The sequence below is a fragment of the Pseudomonas sp. V88_4 genome (assembly GCF_029967985.1).
GTDB lineage: Bacteria > Pseudomonadota > Gammaproteobacteria > Pseudomonadales > Pseudomonadaceae > Aquipseudomonas > Aquipseudomonas glycinae.
Genome location: NZ_JASCAF010000031.1, coordinates 68,845 through 87,248, shown reverse-complemented (window position 1 = coordinate 87,248; position 18,404 = coordinate 68,845). Strand labels below are relative to the sequence as shown.

The window sequence follows — 18,404 nt, the reverse complement described above, 5'->3', positions numbered from 1 at the left end:
CAACTTGTTTCGCAGTCTACGTCGTGGTGCTGGTGGGGGGAACCTTTGGTGATGAGCCGGGGCGTGGCAAGTGAAAAGATTGACTGGGTGGTCCGGGAAATCCGTTTCAGTCGGCCACAAAAAAGGGACACCGATGGGTGTCCCTTTTTGTTCTCAACGGCGAGTGGATTCAGCGCTTCATGGCTTCACACTGACTGCGCAGATCATGATCGCCAATTGACGAACAACTACTGCCCTTTTTCGCTTCACAAAACGCCCGCTGGTCATGATCACCAATGCTTGAACATGAACTGCCCTTCTCCGCTTCACAGGCCGCGCGCAGGTCGTGATCGCCGATAGAGGAACAGCTGCTGCCCTTTTTGGCTTCGCAATAAGCGCGCTGGTCATGATCGCCAATGCTTGAACACGAACTGCCTTTCTCCGCCTCGCAGGCCGAACGCATGTCGTGGTCGCCGATGGAAGAACAGCTGCTGCCTTCCTCCCTGGCCTGGCAGTAACTGCGTTTGTCGTGATCACTGATGCTGGAGCAACTGGCGGAAACGTAGCCGCTGAACAGCAACAACATCGCAAGAATCAGTTTCATCTCACACTTCCTTGAGCTTGCCGGGAAACAGCCTGGCACTGGGTAACGCAATCAAAACCAGATCAACGCTTCATGGCCTCACACCGCGTACGCAAATCATGGTTGTCGATATTCCCGCAACTGCTGCCGCCCGTCGTAGCATTGCAGTAGGCGCGCTGGTCGTGGTCATCAATGTTGCCGCAGGAACTGCCACCCTGCTCCGCGTTGCACCGCGCACGCAGGTCATGATCATCGATGTTGCCGCAACTGCTGCCGCTCTGTTTGGCGTTGCAGTAGGCGCGCTGGTCATGGTCGTCAATATTGCCGCAGGAACTGCCGCCCTGCTCCGCGTTACACGCCGCCCGCAGATCGTGATTGTCGATGTTGCCGCAACTGCTGCCGCTCTCCCTTGCATTGCAATAGGCACGCTGATCGTGGTCATCAATGTTGCCGCAACTGGCAAAGCTGTAGCCGCTGAACATCAACAACATTGCGAGTAATAGTCTCATCACACACTTCCATGGTTGACCAGGAACCAGCCTGGCACTGCTTGAGCCGATGAATGAGCGTCGCGACACGCCATCAAATTGACATCGGTTTTGGGGAAAGTTCCGGGGCTGGAATGTGTGAGGGATTTTTTGATCTGAAAACGCCGTAGGAAATTGCTCCGCGTGGTGAGGGAGCTTGTTCTTGCGGGGCTGCGAAGTGGGTCGAAACATGGCGAGTCATTTTTTCCTGACACGCTGCAGCCATTGATTTACGCCGATTGCGCCGCCAACTGGGAGCAAAATCGCTGGCCACACGTGGTGATTTCACGTCCTACAGGCTGATTGCGACGGTGGGAGTAGGTGCCTAGAGTGGGTCTGTCGCCGAACGAATTTGGCGATAGGGTTTCGCAGCCCTTAAGATTGACACCCTGTTCCGTCTGGCACGGCCGACTCCCGGCTGCGCAAATTTTATGGCGGTTGTGCGTGGGAGACCTTCGGGTCTGCCGGGTCTTGGTGTTAGTCCTCCGGTCTGCGAACCCGCGCATAGCTGCCACCCATTTTGTTTCGCAGCAGGACGGTGGCAATTCTTCTCATTAAAAGGATTAGCACCATGACGAACAAAAAACCGCTCTACCACTGCGTTGACATGTCCTATCCGGCTTCGGATCACCCTGTCCTGCTGATTAATGCCGAAGCCCCCTTAAGTGACCTACATGCCTGCGCATCCGAACGCCTCGAGGCAGTCCTCAAGTATTTAGATCTCATGGCGTGCACCAGCCTCCCCGACCATTCCGAACACGACATCAGCACCATCACCACGATCGCGAGAATCCTGGTGCAGGACGTGAGGGATGTATTTCGGGTAATTGGGCAACGAGCAATTGAATCCTGACCCAAGCGTTCTCCCCTCCCTTTGAAACCATAAAAAACCGCGATACCGCGGTTTTTTAGTCCCTTGGATGGGGCGGAGTAGAAACTCAGTCGCAAAATCGGCTGCGGCTCCGCCGGCTAGCGACTTTGGTCTGAACGTCTTCCACTGACAAAAACTTAGTGGCACTCTGACATCCGGCAATTGATCGGTGTACTGAGGATCTTCGATCCTGATCAGCGACGATCACGGCAACAGTAGACGAGGAAAGGATATCTCCATGAAAAAACTGCTCTGCATTCTCACATTCTTCAGCTCATTTTCTTGTTCCGCCGCGACAATTCTCAATCCGATGGATTTCGACGGTTCAGAAGCACAGAAACAACAGGTCATTGATTCCATCACCGCAACGGTGAGGAAGGACTACTGCGAAAAAATCGACATGTGTCAGGAAAGCACTCTTCGCATGATGGAAAAGAAGAATCTTGACTCCTTCAAAGAAGCGACTAAAGCCACAGATCGAAAAATAATGAACGCAGTGATTCATGACTACTGCGAGAAAATTGACATGTGTAATTACAGCACCATATGGATGATGTATAAGAAAAATTTTGAAGCCAAAAACAAAAGCCTTACATGGTAGTTAAAGTGCGAAACTTAAAGGTGACAGACCTATAAAACACTACATAAATAAATCTGTCACCTTTTCTGCGCTTTTTCTGCGTGTCACCTTTTCTGCGGACCTGGAAACCATCTGTGCACGACGACCTGAAGAAAATCATCTCAGAAGAATATGATAGTCCTGACGCTCTACTAAAGGCAGAAAGATTAAAAGAACCACATATTCCAAAAACGCTATTCAAATTCAGAAAATTTGGAAAACTATCTGTTGAAAACTTAAAAACTGACACTCTATATTGCGCAAAGGCAATAACTTTCAACGACCCATTTGACTGTACTCTGACGTTTGGCAGCCCTCATCAAATTGAAGTATTAATAAAATCACTTCATTCATTCCACCAGTTCACGGAAGAACGAGCAACTAGATTAAGACAGGCCGTCGATATTGACGACTGCTTTGCTGACATAGTACGAGAATTTGAGCCTTCCCTTGCCGACAAGGATAAGGAACAAATGAAAAAAATGTTTAGCGCTCCTTTCCACGAACCCATTCAACGGTTAAGTTCAAGCCTCCAAGACGCTTGCAATATTTGCTCCTTGTGCGAAAGCATCGATAGCCTGCCAATGTGGGCACACTATGGAGATGATCACAAAGGATTCGCGATGGAATATGACTTTACCACGCTACCAACTGACAACCTCATTCGACGATCATTATGGCCTGTATTTTACGAGAACAACTTATACGATGTATCCAACCAAATATGGGGCAGAAAAGTCGACACATTCAACGAATTATTTGTTATTGGTGGCGCACTCCAAAAATGCCTAGATTGGAAATATGAAAAAGAGTGGCGAATAATCCTTACCAACAGGTCACAAAAACCCGCAGAATTGCTCGACGTACCGGCTCCGATCGCAATTTATCTTGGAGCCAAGATCAGTAATAAAGCGGCCAAAAAACTGGCTTGGATTGCAAAACAAAAAAATATCCCCGTTTATCAGATGGCGCCTTCCAGGAACGAATATAAAATGCAGCCTTTTCTGGTTCAAGCCCCCCAAAACAAAACCCATGTAGAAACAATATAGAACATGAGAGCATATTCAATAGCCGTAATATTCATAAGCACGCTGCACATTTATTTTTCCGTGGAAAAAAACGAATCTCCGCTTTCAATTCTATTGGTATTTTTTGTACTCAGCCCCTTCCTTCCATATATATGGAAGGATCTGTCAAATGTGAAGTTTGGAAAAGATGGATTCGCGATTGAAAAACTAAAAATCGACGTCAATAACACCATCAAAAAAGCAGCACATAAAAAGGCTATCGATCCGAAAGCCCTAGACGACTTATTCAAGACTGTAGAACTTAGCGAGTGGATGACTCTGGTCCTATCGAGAATGCTGATGCGGCAAGGTTTAGTGTGCCTGGTACCCGATCATACATTCGGATATTCACCAAGTCTCTCGAAGTTAATTCCACTTTGTCTCACCAGAGGGCTCATTTCGGATGAAGAGGCTAAAAACCTGGACAAGCTGAGGGAGATTACGTTTTACGCAGAATGGTGGGATGGTAGAGCACCCAATTACGGACAGTGGACTTGGGCGTTAGAGAACTGCAAGCAAATAGTACGAACGCTTTTCGAAAAACAGCCAATCTCCTGAATTATGCAGGCGAACTTGACCGATGGGCATCAACAACCAAGCCCCTTCGGTCAAACTCGCTTCTCCATTGGGAGATTTTTACTACAAATTTAAGAACTCAAAAATTCGCCGGCGTATTCGCACTAATAATCTCCGCCTCATCCGCCCCGATATTCCGGAACTTATGCGGCAGCGTGGTCGGAAAATAATACCCATCCCCCGCACTCAACACGCTCACCTGCCCATCCACCGTCAACTCGACCGTGCCGCGCGTCACCAACCCACACTCTTCGCCTTCCGAGTGAACAATCGGCTCTTCCCCGGAACTCGCGCCCGGTGCGTATTGCTCGCGCAGCAAGCGCATCTGGCGGCTTGGCACGGAGGCGCCGATCAGCAGCAGGCGCAGGCCGTGGCGGCCGAGGTCGGGTTGTTCGTTGGCGCGGAAGACGTATTGGTGTTCGCGGGGCGGCTGGTCGAAGGTAAAGAAGTCGGCCAGGGACATCGGGATGCCTTCGAGCAGCTTTTTCAGTGAGCTGACGGAGGGACTGACACGATTCTGTTCGATCAGGGAGATGGTGGCATTGGTCACGCCGCTACGCCGGGCCAGCTCGCGCTGGGAGAGTTTGTAGCTTTCGCGTACTAGTTTGAGTCGAGAACCCGTATCCATGACAGCCTTATGTGAGAACGACTTAAGGGCGATGGGGGTGGGTGGCGGGTGCCGCGCAGGTCGCGCGGATCACGTTGCTCCCGTGTCCCGGAACCGTGAAAGGCGGCTATTAAATCACGTTTGTCGGTGTTGCTCAGCAGGTTCGATGGACGGCACATGAAAAAGCCGGCGGCGCCCTTTTTGGGGCCACCGCCGGGGAGGTTAATCAGATGCCGAAACGGTCACGCAGCGAGTAATACACGGCGCCGAGGGCGGTCAGCGGCGCGGAGAAGGTGCGGCCGCCGATCATCGGCATGTGTGGCAGGGAGGCGAAGGCGTCGAAGCGTTCGGCGTCGCCGCGGATCATTTCCGAGATCAGTTTGCCGGCCAGGTGCGAGCAGGTGACGCCGTGGCCGCTGTAGCCCTGCATGTAGTAGGCATTTTTCTCGATGCGGCCGAATTGCGGCATGCGCGACATGGTCAGCAGGAAATTGCCGGTCCAGCGGTAGTCGATTTTCACGTCCTTGAGCTGCGGGAAGGTCTTGAGGATCTTCGGGCGAATCAGGGTTTCAATGTCGTCCGGTTCGCGGGCGCCGTAAACCACGCCGCCGCCGTAGAGCAGACGGTTGTCGGCGGTGAGGCGGTAGTAGTCGAGCAGGTAGTTGCAGTCTTCGACGCAATAGTTGTTGGTGATCAGGCTGCGGGCCTGTTTCTCGGTCAGCGGTTCGGTGACGCAGATCTGCGAGCCGCACGGCATGCTCTTGGCGGTCACGCGGTTGTCGAGGCCTTGCGGCAGGTAGGCGTTGCCGGCGATCAGCAGGTACTTGGCGCGGACCTGGCCTTTGGCGGTGCGTACGACGTTGGGTTCGCCGTATTTGATTTCCACCGCAGCGGATTGCTCGTAGATCTTGCCGCCCAGACGCACGATGGCCGCGGCTTCACCGAGGGCCAGGTTCAGCGGGTGGATGTGGCCGCCCTGCATGTCCAGCAGACCGCCGACGTAGGCGTCCGAGCCGACTTCGCGGCGAATGTCAGCGGCGTCGAGCATCTTCAGGTTTTTATTGCCGTAACGTTCCCAGCTCCGCTTTTGTTCGGCGAGGCCCTTGAGCTGTTTGTTGTTCATCGCCGCGAAGATACCGCCCGGGCGATAGTCGCATTTGATGTCGTATTCCTTGATGCGCGAACGGATGATGTCGGCGCCTTCGAAGATCATGCTGCCGAGGATTTCAGCAGTCTTGTCGCCGTAGCGCTCTTCGATCACGTCGACGTCGCGGCTGTAGGAGTTGACCAATTGGCCGCCATTGCGACCGCTGGCGCCGTAGCCGACTTTCGCCGCTTCGAGCACCGTCACCTTGTAGCCGGCTTCGGTCAGGAACAGCGCCGAAGACAGGCCAGTGTAGCCGGCGCCGATGATGCAGACATCGCACTCCACCGACTCTTCGAGGATCGGGAAATCGATCACTTCGTTGCGGGTGGCGGCGTAATAACTGTTGACGTGTTGTTGTTTCATTATTGTTCTCCGAGGGACGCCGGCCAAACCGGCGCCCGCCGTTGTAAATAGAATTAGAGCTTGATCCAGGTCGCTTTCAGCTCGGTGTACTTGTCGAACGCGTGCAGCGATTTGTCGCGACCGTTGCCCGACTGTTTGAAGCCACCGAACGGCGCGGTCATGTCGCCGCCGTCGTACTGGTTGACCCACACGCTACCGGCGCGCAGGCCACGGGCGAAGGTGTGGGCCTTGCTCAGGTTGCTGGTCCAGACCCCGGCGGCGAGGCCGAAGATGCTGTCGTTGGCGATGTGCAGTGCTTCCTCGACGGTGTCGAAGGTGATCAGCGACAGTACCGGGCCGAAGATTTCTTCCTTGGCGATGGTCATCGCGTTGGTCACACCGTCGAAAATCGTCGGCTCGATGTAGGTGCCGCCGGTGTCTTCGAGGGTGCGTCGGCCGCCGGCGATCAGCTCGGCGCCCTGCTCGCGGCCGATGCTGATGTAGCGCAGCACGTTGTCCAGTTGACGCTGATCGACCACGGCGCCGACGGTGGTCGCCGGATCCAGGGCGTGCCCCGGTTTCCACGCTTGCAGCGCTTCCACCAGCAGCGGGATGAATTGCTCGCGGATCGAACGCTCCACCAGCAGGCGCGAACCGGCGGTGCAGACTTCGCCCTGGTTGAACGCAATGGCGCCGGCCGCCGCTTGTGCTGCCGCGCGCAAGTCCGGTGCGTCGGCAAACACCACGTTCGGGCTCTTGCCCCCTGCTTCGAGCCAGACGCGTTTCATGTTGCTTTGGCCGGCATAAATCATCAGTTGCTTGGCAATCACCGTGGAGCCGGTGAAGGCCAGCACGTCGACGTCCATGTGCAGCGCCAGCGCCTTGCCGACGGTGTGGCCGAAGCCTGGCAGGACGTTGAACACGCCTTTCGGAATGCCCGCGTCCAGCGCCAGTTGGGCGATGCGGATCGCGGTCAACGGGGATTTTTCCGAAGGCTTGAGAATGAACGAGTTACCCGCCGCCAGTGCCGGGGCGAATTTCCAGCTGGCCATGATCAGCGGGAAGTTCCACGGCACGATCGCAGCAACCACGCCCGATGGTTCGCGAGTGACCAGACCGAGTTGGTCGTGCGGGGTGGCGGCGACTTCGTCGTAGATCTTGTCGATCGCTTCGGCGCTCCAGCGGATCGCGTTGGCGGTCGCCGGGATGTCGATGCTCATCGAGTCGCTGATCGGTTTGCCCATGTCGAGGGTTTCGAGCAGCGCCAGTTCTTCCTGGTGTTGCAGGATCAGATCGGCGAAGCGAATCAGGATGCGCTTGCGCTCGGCCGGGGCCTTGTTGGCCCACACGCCGGAGTTGAAGGATTGGCGCGCAGCTTCGACGGCGAGGTTGGCGTCGGCTTCATCGGTGCTGGCGACGGAGGCCAGGAAACGGCCGTCGACGGGGCTCAGGCATTCGAAGGTTTCGCCGCTGATGGCCGGGCGGTATTCGCCATTGATGAAGGCGCGGGATTCGAGGGTCAGGGACTGGAAGCGTTGTTCCCAGTCGTTGCGGGTCATGGTCATGGGGGTGACTCACACATAAGAATTAGTGACCGATATCCCTGTGGGGGCGACGGTGCGACGATTCGACTTGCTCGCGAATACGGTGGGTCAGTCACCTTCAATGTTGAAGGTGATGGCCTCTTCGCGGGCAAGCCCGCTCCCACAGGTTTTGCGGTGTTAGCGAGATCGCGCTTGAGCGTTAGACGGTATGCAGATACCAGTTGTACTCAAGGTCAGAGATCGAGTTTTCGAACTCGGCCAGCTCGCTTTCCTTGCACGCGACGAACACGTCGATGTACATCGGGTCGATATAGCGGGCCATGACTTCGCTGTCGTCCAGCTCACGCAGGGCATCGCGCAGGTTGTTCGGCAGGCTCTGTTCGTTCTGCTCGTAGCTGTTGCCTTCGACCGGGGCGCCCGGCTCGATTTCGTTGGTCAGGCCGTGGTGGATACCGGCCAGCACGGAAGCCATCAACAGGTACGGGTTGGCGTCGGCACCGGCTACGCGATGCTCGATGCGCACGGCGTCCGGCGAACCGGTCGGTACACGGACGGCCACGGTGCGGTTGTCGATGCCCCAGCTCGGCGAGTTCGGTACGTAGAACTGTGCGCCGAAGCGGCGGTAAGAGTTGACGTTCGGGCACAGGAAAGCCATTTGCGCAGGCAGGGTCTCCAGCACACCGCCGATCGCGTGGCGTAGCGCGGCGTTCTGCTCGGGATCCTCGCTGGCGAAGATGTTGTTGCCTTCTTTGTCCAGGATCGAAATGTGCACGTGCAGACCGTTGCCCGCCTGGCCCGGATACGGCTTGGCCATGAAGGTGGTGTCCATCTCGTGGTCGTAGGCGATGTTCTTCACCAGACGCTTGAGCAGGACGGCGTAATCGCACGCCTTGATCGGGTCGGACACGTGGTGCAGGTTGACTTCGAACTGCGCCGGCGCGCTTTCCTTGACGATGGCGTCGGCAGGAATGCCCTGCTCTTTCGCGCCTTCGAGGATGTCTTGCAGGCAGTCGACGTATTCGTCGAGATCGTCAATCAGATAAACCTGGGTCGACACCGGACGCTTGCCCGAAACCGGCGAACGCGGCGATTGCGGACGGCCATTCACGTTGTCCTGGTCGATCAGGTAGAACTCAAGTTCGAACGCGGCGCAAATGGTCAGGCCCAACGCGTCGAACTTGCGCACCACGTTGGCCAGCACCTCACGCGGGTCGGCAAAGAACGGTTCGCCTTCCAGCTCGTGCATGGTCATCAGCAGTTGCGCGGTCGGGCGCTTCTGCCAGGGCTCGATGCTCAGGGTGCCCGGAATCGGGTAGCAGATGCGGTCGGCGTCGCCGATGTCCAGGCCCAGGCCGGTGCTTTCCACCGTGGAGCCGTTGATGTCGAGGGCAAAGAGCGAGGCCGGCAGGTTGATGCCTTTCTCGTAAACCTTGTGAAGACTGGTGCGCTCGATGCGCTTGCCGCGCACCACACCGTTCATGTCTGCAATCAGAAGGTCGACGTACAAAACCTCAGGATGTTTCTTAAGGAATGCGTTTGCTTCGTTGAGTTGAACGGCACGCAGAGGGACCGACATGATGCACCTATTTAGCTGTTAATTATTATGTTCACCGCTGTTTCGCCGAGCCAGTCAACCCGAACGGCAAAGTGAAGTCAATAGCGAACACAGGGCCGCTCAGCGTTTATTTTTCGGGCTTTTTTTAACACTCTCGTGCCAATGCAGGCGCCAGAGCGGCGGTCTTGATGAAGATTTGATGAACGGCGTTTAGAATTTTTTACATGGGAGTTGTTAATTAAAATCAACGAGGCTAAGCTCCGGAAAAGCTCGTTCAAGTGTCAAACTTCGAGGTGAATAAAAATGGCATTCAAGCCATTGATCGGCGTTACTGCGTGCGTCAAACAGATTGGCCTGCACCCCTATCACATCAGCGGCGACAAGTACGTTCGCGCTGTCAGCGTTGCGGCGCTGGGGTTGCCCGTCGTCATTCCTTCCCTTGGCCAACTGACTGAAATCGAAGACCTGCTGGGTCAGCTCGACGGTCTGCTGCTGACCGGCTCGCCGTCCAACGTGGAACCTTTCCACTATCAGGGCCCGGACAGCGCTCCCGGCACGGATCACGATCCGGCGCGGGATGCCACTACCCTTCCTCTATTGCGTGCAGCCATCGCGGCGGGCGTTCCGGTACTCGGCATCTGCCGGGGCTTCCAGGAAATGAACGTGGCGTTCGGCGGCAGCCTGCACCAGAAGGTGCATGAGCTGCCGGGCATGCTCGATCACCGCGAAGCCGACAGCCCGGATGTCGCCGTGCAGTACGCCCCGGCCCACACCGTGACGGTATTGCCCGGCGGCGTGTTCGAAGCGCTGGAGCTGCCGGGCGAATTCCAGGTCAACTCGATTCACAGTCAGGGCATCGACCGCCTCGCTCCCGGCCTGCGCGCCGAAGCCGTGGCGCCGGATGGTCTGATCGAGGCGGTCTCGGTGCAGCACAGCCCGACCTTCGCCCTCGGCGTGCAATGGCACCCAGAATGGCAAGTGCTGGACAACCCGAACTATCTGCGGATTTTCCAGGCATTCGGCGAGGCTTGCCGCCAGCGTGCGGCGCGACGCAGCCAGCGCTGACAAACACCGGATCTTTACATCGATTACTGCCCCCACGGGGTCGGCGGGCGCGCGTTTGCGCATCCGCCATCCGTGAAAACAACAAACCGTAATAACAACAAGTACTACCCAGGCAGCCAGGACGGCGGCGCCGACCAAGCCGGATCGGCAAGCGCAGTGCCAATCGGATCAATGCAAAACCCTGTGGGAGCTGGCTTGCCAGCGATGAGGCCGTCACTTTCGACATCGAGGTGACTGACCCGCCGCCATCGCGGTCAAGCCCGCTCCCACAGGGGGACGCGATCCGACAGGAAATGCTCTTGCAAGTCTGCAATCCACTCTTAAGCCAGGCCGCGTTGGCCCGGCGACTGAAACCTGTTGGGAGTTTCACATGGCAAACGCCTCCAGCACTTACAGGAAGGCTCTTGAAGGTCATCAGCAACCGAAAAAGGTTCTGGTGAAGGTCGATCGAGTCACCAAGAAGTTCGACGAAACCACGGCGGTGGACGATGTGTCCCTGGAGATCCATCAGGGCGAAATCTTCGCCCTGCTCGGCGGCTCCGGCTCGGGCAAATCGACCCTGCTGCGCATGCTCGCCGGTTTCGAACGGCCGACTGAAGGACGCATTCTGCTCGACGGTGTCGACATCACCGACATGCCGCCGTACGAGCGGCCGATCAACATGATGTTCCAGTCCTACGCCCTGTTCCCGCACATGACGGTCGCGCAGAACATCGCCTTCGGCCTCAAGCAGGACCGTTTGCCGGCCAGCGAAATCGACGCCCGCGTCGAAGAAATGCTGCGCCTCGTCCACATGACCCAATACGCCAAGCGCCGCCCGCATCAATTGTCCGGCGGCCAGCGTCAGCGCGTGGCCCTCGCCCGCTCCCTGGCCAAGCGGCCGAAGCTGTTGCTGCTCGACGAACCGATGGGCGCGCTGGACAAGAAACTGCGTTCGCAGATGCAACTGGAGCTGGTTGAGATCATCGAGCGCGTCGGTGTGACCTGCGTGATGGTGACCCATGACCAGGAAGAGGCCATGACCATGGCCGAGCGCATCGCGATCATGCACCTGGGCTGGATCGCCCAGATCGGCAGCCCGGTCGACATCTATGAAGCGCCGGTCAGCCGCATGGTCTGCGAATTCATCGGCAACGTGAACGCCTTCGACGGCACCGTGGTCGAGGACCTTGAAGGTCACGCGATCATTCACAGCCCGGACTTGCAGCAAAAGATCTACGTCGGTCATGGCGTCAGCACTTCGGTGCAGGACAAGTCGATCACCTACGCGATCCGCCCGGAAAAAATGCTGGTCAGCACGATCAAGCCGGAGACCCGCTACAACTGGTCCGAAGGCAAGGTGCATGACATCGCCTACCTCGGCGGCCATTCGGTGTTCTACGTCGAATTGCCGAGCGGCAAGATCGTCCAGTCGTTCATGGCCAACGCCGAACGCCGTGGCGCGCGGCCGACCTGGGACGACAAGGTCTACGTCTGGTGGGAAGACGACAGCGGCGTGGTACTGCGCTCATGAGAACCTTCAATCAGCAATTCCTGCGCCTGGTGCCCAGCGGGCGAAAGTTCGTCATCGGCATCCCGTTCATCTGGCTGTTCCTGTTCTTCATGCTGCCGTTCTTCCTGGTAATGAAGATCAGCTTCTCGGAAGCCGCGCTGTCGATCCCGCCGTACTCGGAGATCTACACGTACGCCGAACAGAAATTCCAGCTGCTGCTGAACATCGGCAACTACACCATGCTCGGCGAAGACGAGTTGTACCTGTCGGCCTACCTCGGTTCGCTGAAGGTCGCGGCACTGAGCACGCTGATGTGCCTGGTGATCGGTTTCCCGATGGCTTACGCGATCACCAAGGCCAGCAAGGAAGCGCAAAACGTCCTGCTGCTGTTGATCATGATGCCAACGTGGACCGCGATCCTGATCCGCGTTTACGCGTGGATGGGCATCCTCAGCAACAACGGTCTGCTCAACGCATTCCTGATGTGGACCGGGCTCACCGATCACCCGATCGAGATCCTAAACACCAACACCGCCGTCTACATTGGGGTCGTGTATGCGTATCTGCCATTCATGGTGCTGCCGCTCTACGCCAACCTGGTGAAGCACGACGCCAGCCTGCTGGAAGCCGCGCAGGATCTGGGTTCGAGCAACTTCAACAACTTCTGGAAAATCACCGTGCCGCTGGCCAAGAACGGCATCATCGCCGGCTGCATGCTGGTGTTCATTCCAGTGGTGGGCGAGTTCGTGATTCCGGAACTGCTGGGTGGCCCGGAGACCCTGATGATCGGTCGCGTGCTGTGGCAAGAGTTCTTCAATAACCGCGACTGGCCGGTGGCGTCCGCGCTGGCGGTGGTGATGCTGTTGATCCTGATTGTGCCGATCCTGCTGTTCAACCGCAGCCAGGCCAAAGAGATGGAGGGAAGGGGATGAAACGCTTCGGTTTTGCAAAGTTCATGTTGATCTTCGGCCTGACGTTCATTTATCTGCCGATGCTGATTCTGGTGATCTACTCGTTCAACGCCTCGAAACTGGTGACGGTCTGGGGCGGCTGGTCGGTGAAGTGGTACGTCGGCCTGCTCGACAACACCCAACTGATGGGCTCGGTGGTGCGCTCGCTGGAAATCGCCTGCTACACCGCAATTGCCGCCGTAGCGCTGGGCACCCTTGCCGCGTTCGTGCTGACCCGCGTGACCCGCTTCAAGGGTCGTACGCTGTTCGGTGGCCTGGTGACCGCGCCGCTGGTGATGCCTGAGGTGATTACCGGTCTGTCGCTGTTGCTGCTGTTCGTGGCGATGGCGCAACTGATCGGCTGGCCGCAGGAGCGTGGCATTGTCACGATCTGGATCGCCCACACCACGTTTTGTGCCGCTTATGTGGCGGTGGTAGTCTCCGCCCGCTTGCGCGAGCTGGACCTGTCGATCGAAGAAGCAGCGATGGATCTGGGCGCCAAGCCGTTCAAGGTGTTTTTCCTGATCACCATCCCGATGATCGCCCCGTCGCTGGCGGCGGGCGGCATGATGTCGTTCGCCCTGTCACTGGACGATCTGGTGCTGGCGAGCTTCGTCTCGGGGCCGGGTTCCACCACCCTGCCGATGGAAGTCTTCTCGGCCGTGCGTCTGGGCGTGAAGCCCGAGATCAACGCTGTGGCCAGCCTGATTCTGCTGGCGGTGTCGCTGGTGACCTTCCTGGTCTGGTACTTCGGCCGCAAGGCAGAAGCCAACCGCAAGCGGGCGATTCAGGAAGCGATGGATCAGACCGCCAACGAATCGTGGCAGCAACCGCAACCTCAACGAGTGGCAGCGACGGCCTAGGGCCGACGCGTTTTACGGCTTTGTGCTTTGGCTTAAAAGCTTTTGAATAAAAAGAATGGAGTTTCACCGATGAAAATGTTTGGCAGGACTCTGCTGACACTGTCCTTATTGGGCGCAATCGCCACGGGCGCCCAGGCCAACGACAAGGTACTGCGCGTTTACAACTGGTCGGATTACATCGCCCCGGACACCGTCAAGAAGTTCGAGGACGAGACCGGCATCCGCGTGACCTACGACGTGTTCGACAGCAATGAAACCCTTGAGGCACGTCTGCTCGCGGGTAAATCCGGCTACGACATCGTGGTGCCGTCCAACAGTTTCCTGGCCAAGCAGATCAAGGCCGGGGTCTATCAGACCCTGGACAAATCGAAGCTGCCAAACTGGAAAAACCTCAACCCGGTGCTGCTGAAAAACGCCTCCGCCAGTGATCCGGACAACGCCCACGCGTTCCCGTACATGTGGGGCTCGATCGGCATCGGCTTCAACCCGGCCAAGGTCCGCGAAGTGCTCGGCAAGAACGCGCCGACCAACTCCTGGGACCTGCTGTTCAAACCGGAGAACGCCGAGAAGCTCAAGGCTTGCGGCATCAGTTTCCTCGACTCGCCGACCGAAATGATCCCGGCCGCCCTGCACTATCTGGGGTATCCGGTGAACGACAAAGACACCGCGCACATCAAGGAAGCCGAGGCGCTGTTCATGAAGATTCGCCCGAACGTGGCGTACTTCCACTCTTCGAAATACATCTCGGACCTGGCCAACGGCAACATCTGCGTGGCGGTCGGTTACTCCGGTGATGTATTGCAGGCCAAGGCCCGCGCGGTGGAATCGGGCAACAACGTCGTGATCGACTACAGCATTCCCAAGGAAGGTGCCGGCAGCTTCTACGACATGGTCGCCATCCCGCGCGATGCAGCCAACGTCGAGAACGCGTACCTGTTCATGGACTTCCTGATGCGCCCGGACATCATCGCCGAGATCACCAACAGCAACGGTTACAGCAACGCCAACTCGGCAGCGACGCCGCTGGTGGACGAAGCGATCCGCAACGATCCGGGCTCGTACCCGTCGCAGGAAGTGATGGCGACACTGTATGCGGTGCCGGATCAGCCGATTGCCACGCAACGGATCATGACCCGGGGCTGGACCCGCGTGAAACTCGGCAAATAAACGCACATCGATTTCCGTTCACGCAGCGCCTTACCACCGCTGCCCCTGCTCTGAACGGCCTCACCTGGCTTCCTCGGTTCAGGTGAATTCAGGCGCCCTCGGGCGCCTTTTTTTGTGGGCTCAGATCAGTGGCCAGTGGGCCAGCGAGCGATAACTGCCCTTGTGGGATTCGAACAGCGCGAAGCGTTCGGCCCGCAGAAAGAATTCCGGCGGCGTGGCGGATTCCGGTTCCGGCGCGCGATAGTCCCGGGCCAGCGTCAGGTGAGGACGATACTCCCGCGTGGCCTCTTCAAACCCGAATGGCAACATCGCCTGCTCCAGCGCATACACCAGCCGCAGCAATCCCTGCGGCGCCTGCTCGGGCGCCAGCGACAATACCCCGGCACGGCGCCAGACCTGCAACCGATCCAGTGAAATCCTCAGCGCCTCGCCCGGCGTGCGCACTTTTGCCGCCGCCTCGCAGACTTCGCCAATCTGCGCCAACGGCACCGCACCGAGAAACAGCAGCGTCAGGTGAAAATTGTCGGCCGGCACCGGTTTGCCGGTGCGCAAACCCAGTTCGCTGCGCCACTGGGCAATCGCCTTGCGCTGCGCCGGCGGGCAGTCGAGGGCGAAAAACAGCCGCTTGAACGGTTGATCCCCGCGCGTTTCGTCCGTCATGGCCACGCTCCTTCGTTCGTCGAGATCCCTGGATTCTACACGCCCGTTTCTGGCGACTCTCGGCATGGGGTTTATAGTTCTACGATTGCCATCAACCGGAGGACGTCATGCGCGAGATCCTCAGCAAAGAACCCTGGTGGGCCCGACCGCCGAATCCCGGGCAGGATGAGAGCGAACTGGAATGGGGCTGGCTGGTGCATTACAGCGAAGGTGAGCCGCGTTTCGAATTCGTGCGCGAGCGGCCGACGGACGAGCAGATTCGCAATCGCAAAGGCTGCCGGATCACGCCATCAGCAGAGTGAACAAATACCTGTGAGAGCCAGCCTGCTGGCTCCCACGAAGGATTTGCGTTGGACTCAGGACTCGAGAATGTTCTTGAAGCCACCGAAGATCATCCGCTGCCCATCGAACGGCATCGGATTAACGTCCGGCTGCATGCGCGGGTCTTCCATCATTTTTGCCATGCCGGTGTCGCGGGTGGTCTTGTCCGGCCAGACCAGCCAGCCTGCCGATACGGTTTCGCCTTCCTTGAGTTTTACGGCCATCGGGAATGAGGTGACCTTGCCGTCCGGCACGTCATCGCCCCAGCCCTGGATCACCTCCAGCGCGCCGTATTCCTTGAACAGCCTGGCGGCGATTTCGCAGTGCTTCTTGTACTGCTCGCGATTGGCATTTGGCACGGGCGCCACGAACACATCGATGTAAGCCATGATCATTCTCCTTGCAGGGTGGGTTCGATCTGCTGAGTAGTCGAATCGGGCGGCCGCCATTCGACACGGTTGACGCCCAACCCGACCGACGGTTCATCTCGCCCGCCCAGATTGCCCTCGACCTGCGCCGCCATGTGCAGCGTGCCGGCCATCACGCCGGTGGTCGGGTCCTGCACCAGTTTCAGCCAGGCCTTGTCGAAGGTGTTGCCCAGGCTGCTGCGGATCAGCGCTTCGCTGTCCGGGCGGTCGTTGGCCTGAATGATCGCGCGGATGCCCGCCACGCCGACCGAAATCAGCGCCCCGGCCAGTTTGCCTGCCGCTGCCGCCACCGCACTGGCAGCGCCGCGCGGGGCCATTTCCGCCTCCATGCGCTGGCTGGCGCGCTTGGCCACCGGTGCCATGGCCGATTCAGTCGAGGCCACGCCTTTCGAGCCGCCATCAGTGTGGATCTTGTCGATCAACGCGGCGTAGGCCGGCAGCGTGTTCAACGGCTCAGTGCTGACAACCTGGTACAGCGAGGCATCGCGGGCCGGCGGCGGACCAAGGGCGATGGCGGGGATTTTCTTCAATCGCTCGTTGAGCTGGGCAATGGGCACGCCGTGGCGCTGGGCGATGACCGGCATCTGCTGCGCCATCAGTTGCGCGTAAAACGCGGTGGAATGGCCGAGGATCGCGTCCGGGTCGATCTCCACCGCCACCGGCGCCAGCACCCGTTCCTGATATTGCTCCAGCAGGTAATCCGCCAGGCGCTTGGCCGAGGCATCCTGCTCGCCGCTGGCACTGATCGTGTACCAGCTGACCTTCATCGACAGCCATTCCTGGGTCCAGTAGCTGCTGAACCACGGGATGAAATTTTCTTCAGTTTGCTCATAGACCCGAATGCGCCAATGTTCCATCGAGCCACGGGCGAACACCTTGACCTGCTCGGTGGCCTGCCGGGAGGCGTTGACGATTTCCCGGTCGATCTGCTGCCAGGTGGCCGGCGAGACCACCACCGCCGGCGCGCTCACCGGGGCCCGCGCCGTGGTGGCGCAGCCGGCCAGCAACACCAGTGCGGCGACGAGCAGCGCACGCAGGTTCACAGTGGCGGTCCTTATCTGTTCTTCGATCGCAAGACCTGAAGAATCCGGAGAGAGATGACATGAGTATAGGTGCGCGGGGTGCGCCGTTTATCCGCTGGTCAGGGCCGCGCCGGTCCAACCATCAATGGCGTCGATATTCACCATCGCGACGATTGCCTTCCGCATGTTGCTCGCCAAAGGCACGATTAGCCCATCCGAAACACACAGCACGAGGAGTTCACATCATGATCAATACCGTCACCCTCGCCGTGAGTTTCCCGGACTTCGGCAGCAACTACTACGATCAGCACGCCGTGTCGCGCAAGACACAGGCGCTGGTGTTCGACGAAGCCTTCGAAGACCTGTTGATGCCCGCCGCCAGCAATCATTTCAGCAATGAAGTGGTCGGCCTCAACGATCAGTTCCGCTTTCTGAGCGACATTCTCGCCACCCATTTGCTGGACATCGAGGCCTCCGTGCCTGCGCGATCCAGCGTCCGGGCGAGCGCTCATTTTTAATGCCAGAGGGCGTTCCCGTCGGGGAACGCCCTCTTCGTTTCAATCAATCATCATCCCGGTCGCGGTGATAACGACGCCCGTCGCGGCGGTCGTCATCGCGGTCGTCCCAGCGCCGGTCATGATCGTAATAACGGCCATGATCGCGGTCGTAATGCCGGCCATGGCGATGGTCATCATCGAAATCCGCCACACAGCCGCCCAGCAATACAGCGGCGGAAACGGTCAGCAGCAGGCTTGTTGCACGCATCATTCAGAATTTCCCTAAAACCAAGGTCTTGACGACGGAAACGGCAGCGCTGCCCACACCGAAGAGGCGCAGGGCGCGCTGGCGCAGATACGACCGGGGAAAAAGGCTTTGATTCACTGGCCACCAACGACCGTTCATCGCCCTGCCCGCCGCGTGCGCCCTGTCCACCAAGTGGCCGTCTGATGGCTTTGACTGGGACAAAATCCGACAAAACCTTTTCCTCCCCCCTGCGGTCACTCCTAGAACAGACCAAG

The 18,404-nt window shown here is 58.2% G+C and carries 21 protein-coding genes; 11 read left to right on the top strand and 10 right to left on the bottom strand.

All coding sequences use genetic code 11. The features are described 5' to 3' along the window. Positions 1-169 precede the first annotated feature (169 nt). Positions 170-583: a hypothetical protein gene (locus QLG12_RS10210; protein ID WP_282474421.1), complete on the bottom strand. Its 414-nt coding sequence runs from the start codon at positions 581-583 to the stop codon at positions 170-172. 62 nt (positions 584-645) lie between these two features. Next, positions 646-1,071 carry a hypothetical protein gene (locus QLG12_RS10205; RefSeq protein WP_007957073.1) on the bottom strand — a complete coding sequence of 142 codons (426 nt, stop codon included), beginning with the start codon at positions 1,069-1,071 and terminating at the stop codon, positions 646-648. A gap of 589 nt (positions 1,072-1,660) precedes the next feature. Between QLG12_RS10205 and QLG12_RS10200 the strand changes: the two genes are divergently transcribed. The 4 genes from QLG12_RS10200 to QLG12_RS10185 all read left to right on the top strand — a co-directional run bounded on the left by QLG12_RS10200 (position 1,661) and on the right by QLG12_RS10185 (position 4,204). Beyond that, the gene (locus QLG12_RS10200) at positions 1,661-1,942 is read left to right on the top strand and encodes a fructose-bisphosphate aldolase (protein ID WP_169429850.1); all 282 of its coding nucleotides are present in this window, start codon (positions 1,661-1,663) and stop codon (positions 1,940-1,942) included. A gap of 256 nt (positions 1,943-2,198) precedes the next feature. Then, the gene (locus tag QLG12_RS10195; protein ID WP_169429849.1) at positions 2,199-2,561 is read left to right on the top strand and encodes a hypothetical protein; all 363 of its coding nucleotides are present in this window, start codon (positions 2,199-2,201) and stop codon (positions 2,559-2,561) included. A gap of 113 nt (positions 2,562-2,674) precedes the next feature. Continuing rightward, positions 2,675-3,628 (top strand): DUF2971 domain-containing protein, encoded by a 954-nt coding sequence (locus QLG12_RS10190; protein ID WP_282474420.1) that lies wholly within the window; start codon positions 2,675-2,677, stop codon positions 3,626-3,628. Positions 3,629-3,631: 3 nt separating this feature from the next. Beyond that, positions 3,632-4,204 (top strand): hypothetical protein, encoded by a 573-nt coding sequence (locus tag QLG12_RS10185; RefSeq protein ID WP_282474419.1) that lies wholly within the window; start codon positions 3,632-3,634, stop codon positions 4,202-4,204. A 97-nt stretch (positions 4,205-4,301) separates the two neighbouring features. Here the strand turns inward: QLG12_RS10185 and QLG12_RS10180 are convergent, their stop codons facing one another. The 4 genes from QLG12_RS10180 to QLG12_RS10165 all read right to left on the bottom strand — a co-directional run bounded on the left by QLG12_RS10180 (position 4,302) and on the right by QLG12_RS10165 (position 9,438). Next, positions 4,302-4,850 carry a cupin domain-containing protein gene (locus QLG12_RS10180; RefSeq protein WP_007957093.1) on the bottom strand — a complete coding sequence of 183 codons (549 nt, stop codon included), beginning with the start codon at positions 4,848-4,850 and terminating at the stop codon, positions 4,302-4,304. Positions 4,851-5,055: 205 nt separating this feature from the next. Continuing rightward, positions 5,056-6,339: an FAD-binding oxidoreductase gene (locus QLG12_RS10175; RefSeq protein ID WP_197871131.1), complete on the bottom strand. Its 1,284-nt coding sequence runs from the start codon at positions 6,337-6,339 to the stop codon at positions 5,056-5,058. Between the two features lie 53 nt (positions 6,340-6,392). Then, positions 6,393-7,883: an aldehyde dehydrogenase gene (locus tag QLG12_RS10170; protein ID WP_282474418.1), complete on the bottom strand. Its 1,491-nt coding sequence runs from the start codon at positions 7,881-7,883 to the stop codon at positions 6,393-6,395. A gap of 178 nt (positions 7,884-8,061) precedes the next feature. Beyond that, a complete protein-coding gene (locus QLG12_RS10165) occupies positions 8,062-9,438 on the bottom strand; it encodes a glutamine synthetase family protein (RefSeq protein ID WP_011333558.1) in 1,377 nt (458 codons plus the stop codon). A gap of 282 nt (positions 9,439-9,720) precedes the next feature. Here QLG12_RS10165 and QLG12_RS10160 point away from each other — a divergent pair, with 282 nt between their 5' ends. From QLG12_RS10160 to QLG12_RS10140, 5 genes are all read left to right on the top strand, one after another. Then, on the top strand, positions 9,721-10,482 hold the full coding sequence (locus QLG12_RS10160) for a gamma-glutamyl-gamma-aminobutyrate hydrolase family protein (protein ID WP_282474417.1): 762 nt from the start codon (positions 9,721-9,723) through the stop codon (positions 10,480-10,482). Positions 10,483-10,852: 370 nt separating this feature from the next. After that, a complete protein-coding gene (gene potA, locus QLG12_RS10155) occupies positions 10,853-11,995 on the top strand; it encodes a polyamine ABC transporter ATP-binding protein (RefSeq protein ID WP_007957110.1) in 1,143 nt (380 codons plus the stop codon). A gap of 29 nt (positions 11,996-12,024) precedes the next feature. Then, positions 12,025-12,906 (top strand): ABC transporter permease subunit, encoded by an 882-nt coding sequence (locus QLG12_RS10150; RefSeq protein ID WP_197871193.1) that lies wholly within the window; start codon positions 12,025-12,027, stop codon positions 12,904-12,906. Continuing rightward, the gene (locus tag QLG12_RS10145) at positions 12,903-13,787 is read left to right on the top strand and encodes an ABC transporter permease subunit (RefSeq protein ID WP_007957119.1); all 885 of its coding nucleotides are present in this window, start codon (positions 12,903-12,905) and stop codon (positions 13,785-13,787) included. The genes QLG12_RS10150 and QLG12_RS10145 overlap by 4 nt, the downstream gene beginning before the upstream one ends. Positions 13,788-13,856: 69 nt before the next feature. Then, a complete protein-coding gene (locus tag QLG12_RS10140) occupies positions 13,857-14,954 on the top strand; it encodes a polyamine ABC transporter substrate-binding protein (protein ID WP_197871123.1) in 1,098 nt (365 codons plus the stop codon). 120 nt (positions 14,955-15,074) lie between these two features. On the opposite strand, the gene thpR is transcribed toward QLG12_RS10140, so the two are convergent. Further along, entirely contained in the window at positions 15,075-15,614 is a 540-nt protein-coding gene (gene thpR / locus QLG12_RS10135) for an RNA 2',3'-cyclic phosphodiesterase (RefSeq protein ID WP_282474416.1), read from the bottom strand. A 107-nt stretch (positions 15,615-15,721) separates the two neighbouring features. Here thpR and QLG12_RS10130 point away from each other — a divergent pair, with 107 nt between their 5' ends. Then, positions 15,722-15,916 carry a hypothetical protein gene (locus tag QLG12_RS10130; RefSeq protein WP_007957125.1) on the top strand — a complete coding sequence of 65 codons (195 nt, stop codon included), beginning with the start codon at positions 15,722-15,724 and terminating at the stop codon, positions 15,914-15,916. A 54-nt stretch (positions 15,917-15,970) separates the two neighbouring features. On the opposite strand, the gene QLG12_RS10125 is transcribed toward QLG12_RS10130, so the two are convergent. Then, on the bottom strand, positions 15,971-16,324 hold the full coding sequence (locus QLG12_RS10125) for a DUF1428 domain-containing protein (protein ID WP_197871119.1): 354 nt from the start codon (positions 16,322-16,324) through the stop codon (positions 15,971-15,973). 2 nt (positions 16,325-16,326) lie between these two features. Continuing rightward, positions 16,327-17,406 (bottom strand): hypothetical protein, encoded by a 1,080-nt coding sequence (locus QLG12_RS10120; protein ID WP_282474415.1) that lies wholly within the window; start codon positions 17,404-17,406, stop codon positions 16,327-16,329. A gap of 224 nt (positions 17,407-17,630) precedes the next feature. On the opposite strand from QLG12_RS10120, the gene QLG12_RS10115 reads away from it, so the two are divergent. Beyond that, positions 17,631-17,903, top strand: coding sequence for a hypothetical protein (locus QLG12_RS10115; RefSeq protein WP_108561076.1), 273 nt, complete (start codon positions 17,631-17,633; stop codon positions 17,901-17,903). Between the two features lie 43 nt (positions 17,904-17,946). Here the strand turns inward: QLG12_RS10115 and QLG12_RS10110 are convergent, their stop codons facing one another. Continuing rightward, positions 17,947-18,153: a hypothetical protein gene (locus tag QLG12_RS10110; protein WP_064382340.1), complete on the bottom strand. Its 207-nt coding sequence runs from the start codon at positions 18,151-18,153 to the stop codon at positions 17,947-17,949. Positions 18,154-18,404 lie beyond the last annotated feature (251 nt).

Bases quoted from the DNA above. Each gene is read 5' to 3' on its own strand.
- QLG12_RS10210 (WP_282474421.1), bottom strand. From the start codon at position 583: ATGAAACTGATTCTTGCGATGTTGTTGCTGTTCAGCGGCTACGTTTCC.
- QLG12_RS10205 (WP_007957073.1), bottom strand. From the start codon at position 1,071: ATGAGACTATTACTCGCAATGTTGTTGATGTTCAGCGGCTACAGCTTT.
- QLG12_RS10200 (WP_169429850.1), top strand. From the start codon at position 1,661: ATGACGAACAAAAAACCGCTCTACCACTGCGTTGACATGTCCTATCCG.
- QLG12_RS10195 (WP_169429849.1), top strand. From the start codon at position 2,199: ATGAAAAAACTGCTCTGCATTCTCACATTCTTCAGCTCATTTTCTTGT.
- QLG12_RS10185 (WP_282474419.1), top strand. From the start codon at position 3,632: ATGAGAGCATATTCAATAGCCGTAATATTCATAAGCACGCTGCACATT.
- QLG12_RS10180 (WP_007957093.1), bottom strand. From the start codon at position 4,850: ATGGATACGGGTTCTCGACTCAAACTAGTACGCGAAAGCTACAAACTC.
- QLG12_RS10175 (WP_197871131.1), bottom strand. From the start codon at position 6,339: ATGAAACAACAACACGTCAACAGTTATTACGCCGCCACCCGCAACGAA.
- QLG12_RS10170 (WP_282474418.1), bottom strand. From the start codon at position 7,883: ATGACCATGACCCGCAACGACTGGGAACAACGCTTCCAGTCCCTGACC.
- QLG12_RS10165 (WP_011333558.1), bottom strand. From the start codon at position 9,438: ATGTCGGTCCCTCTGCGTGCCGTTCAACTCAACGAAGCAAACGCATTC.
- QLG12_RS10160 (WP_282474417.1), top strand. From the start codon at position 9,721: ATGGCATTCAAGCCATTGATCGGCGTTACTGCGTGCGTCAAACAGATT.
- potA (WP_007957110.1), top strand. From the start codon at position 10,853: ATGGCAAACGCCTCCAGCACTTACAGGAAGGCTCTTGAAGGTCATCAG.
- QLG12_RS10145 (WP_007957119.1), top strand. From the start codon at position 12,903: ATGAAACGCTTCGGTTTTGCAAAGTTCATGTTGATCTTCGGCCTGACG.
- QLG12_RS10140 (WP_197871123.1), top strand. From the start codon at position 13,857: ATGAAAATGTTTGGCAGGACTCTGCTGACACTGTCCTTATTGGGCGCA.
- thpR (WP_282474416.1), bottom strand. From the start codon at position 15,614: ATGACGGACGAAACGCGCGGGGATCAACCGTTCAAGCGGCTGTTTTTC.
- QLG12_RS10130 (WP_007957125.1), top strand. From the start codon at position 15,722: ATGCGCGAGATCCTCAGCAAAGAACCCTGGTGGGCCCGACCGCCGAAT.
- QLG12_RS10125 (WP_197871119.1), bottom strand. From the start codon at position 16,324: ATGGCTTACATCGATGTGTTCGTGGCGCCCGTGCCAAATGCCAATCGC.
- QLG12_RS10115 (WP_108561076.1), top strand. From the start codon at position 17,631: ATGATCAATACCGTCACCCTCGCCGTGAGTTTCCCGGACTTCGGCAGC.
- QLG12_RS10110 (WP_064382340.1), bottom strand. From the start codon at position 18,153: ATGATGCGTGCAACAAGCCTGCTGCTGACCGTTTCCGCCGCTGTATTG.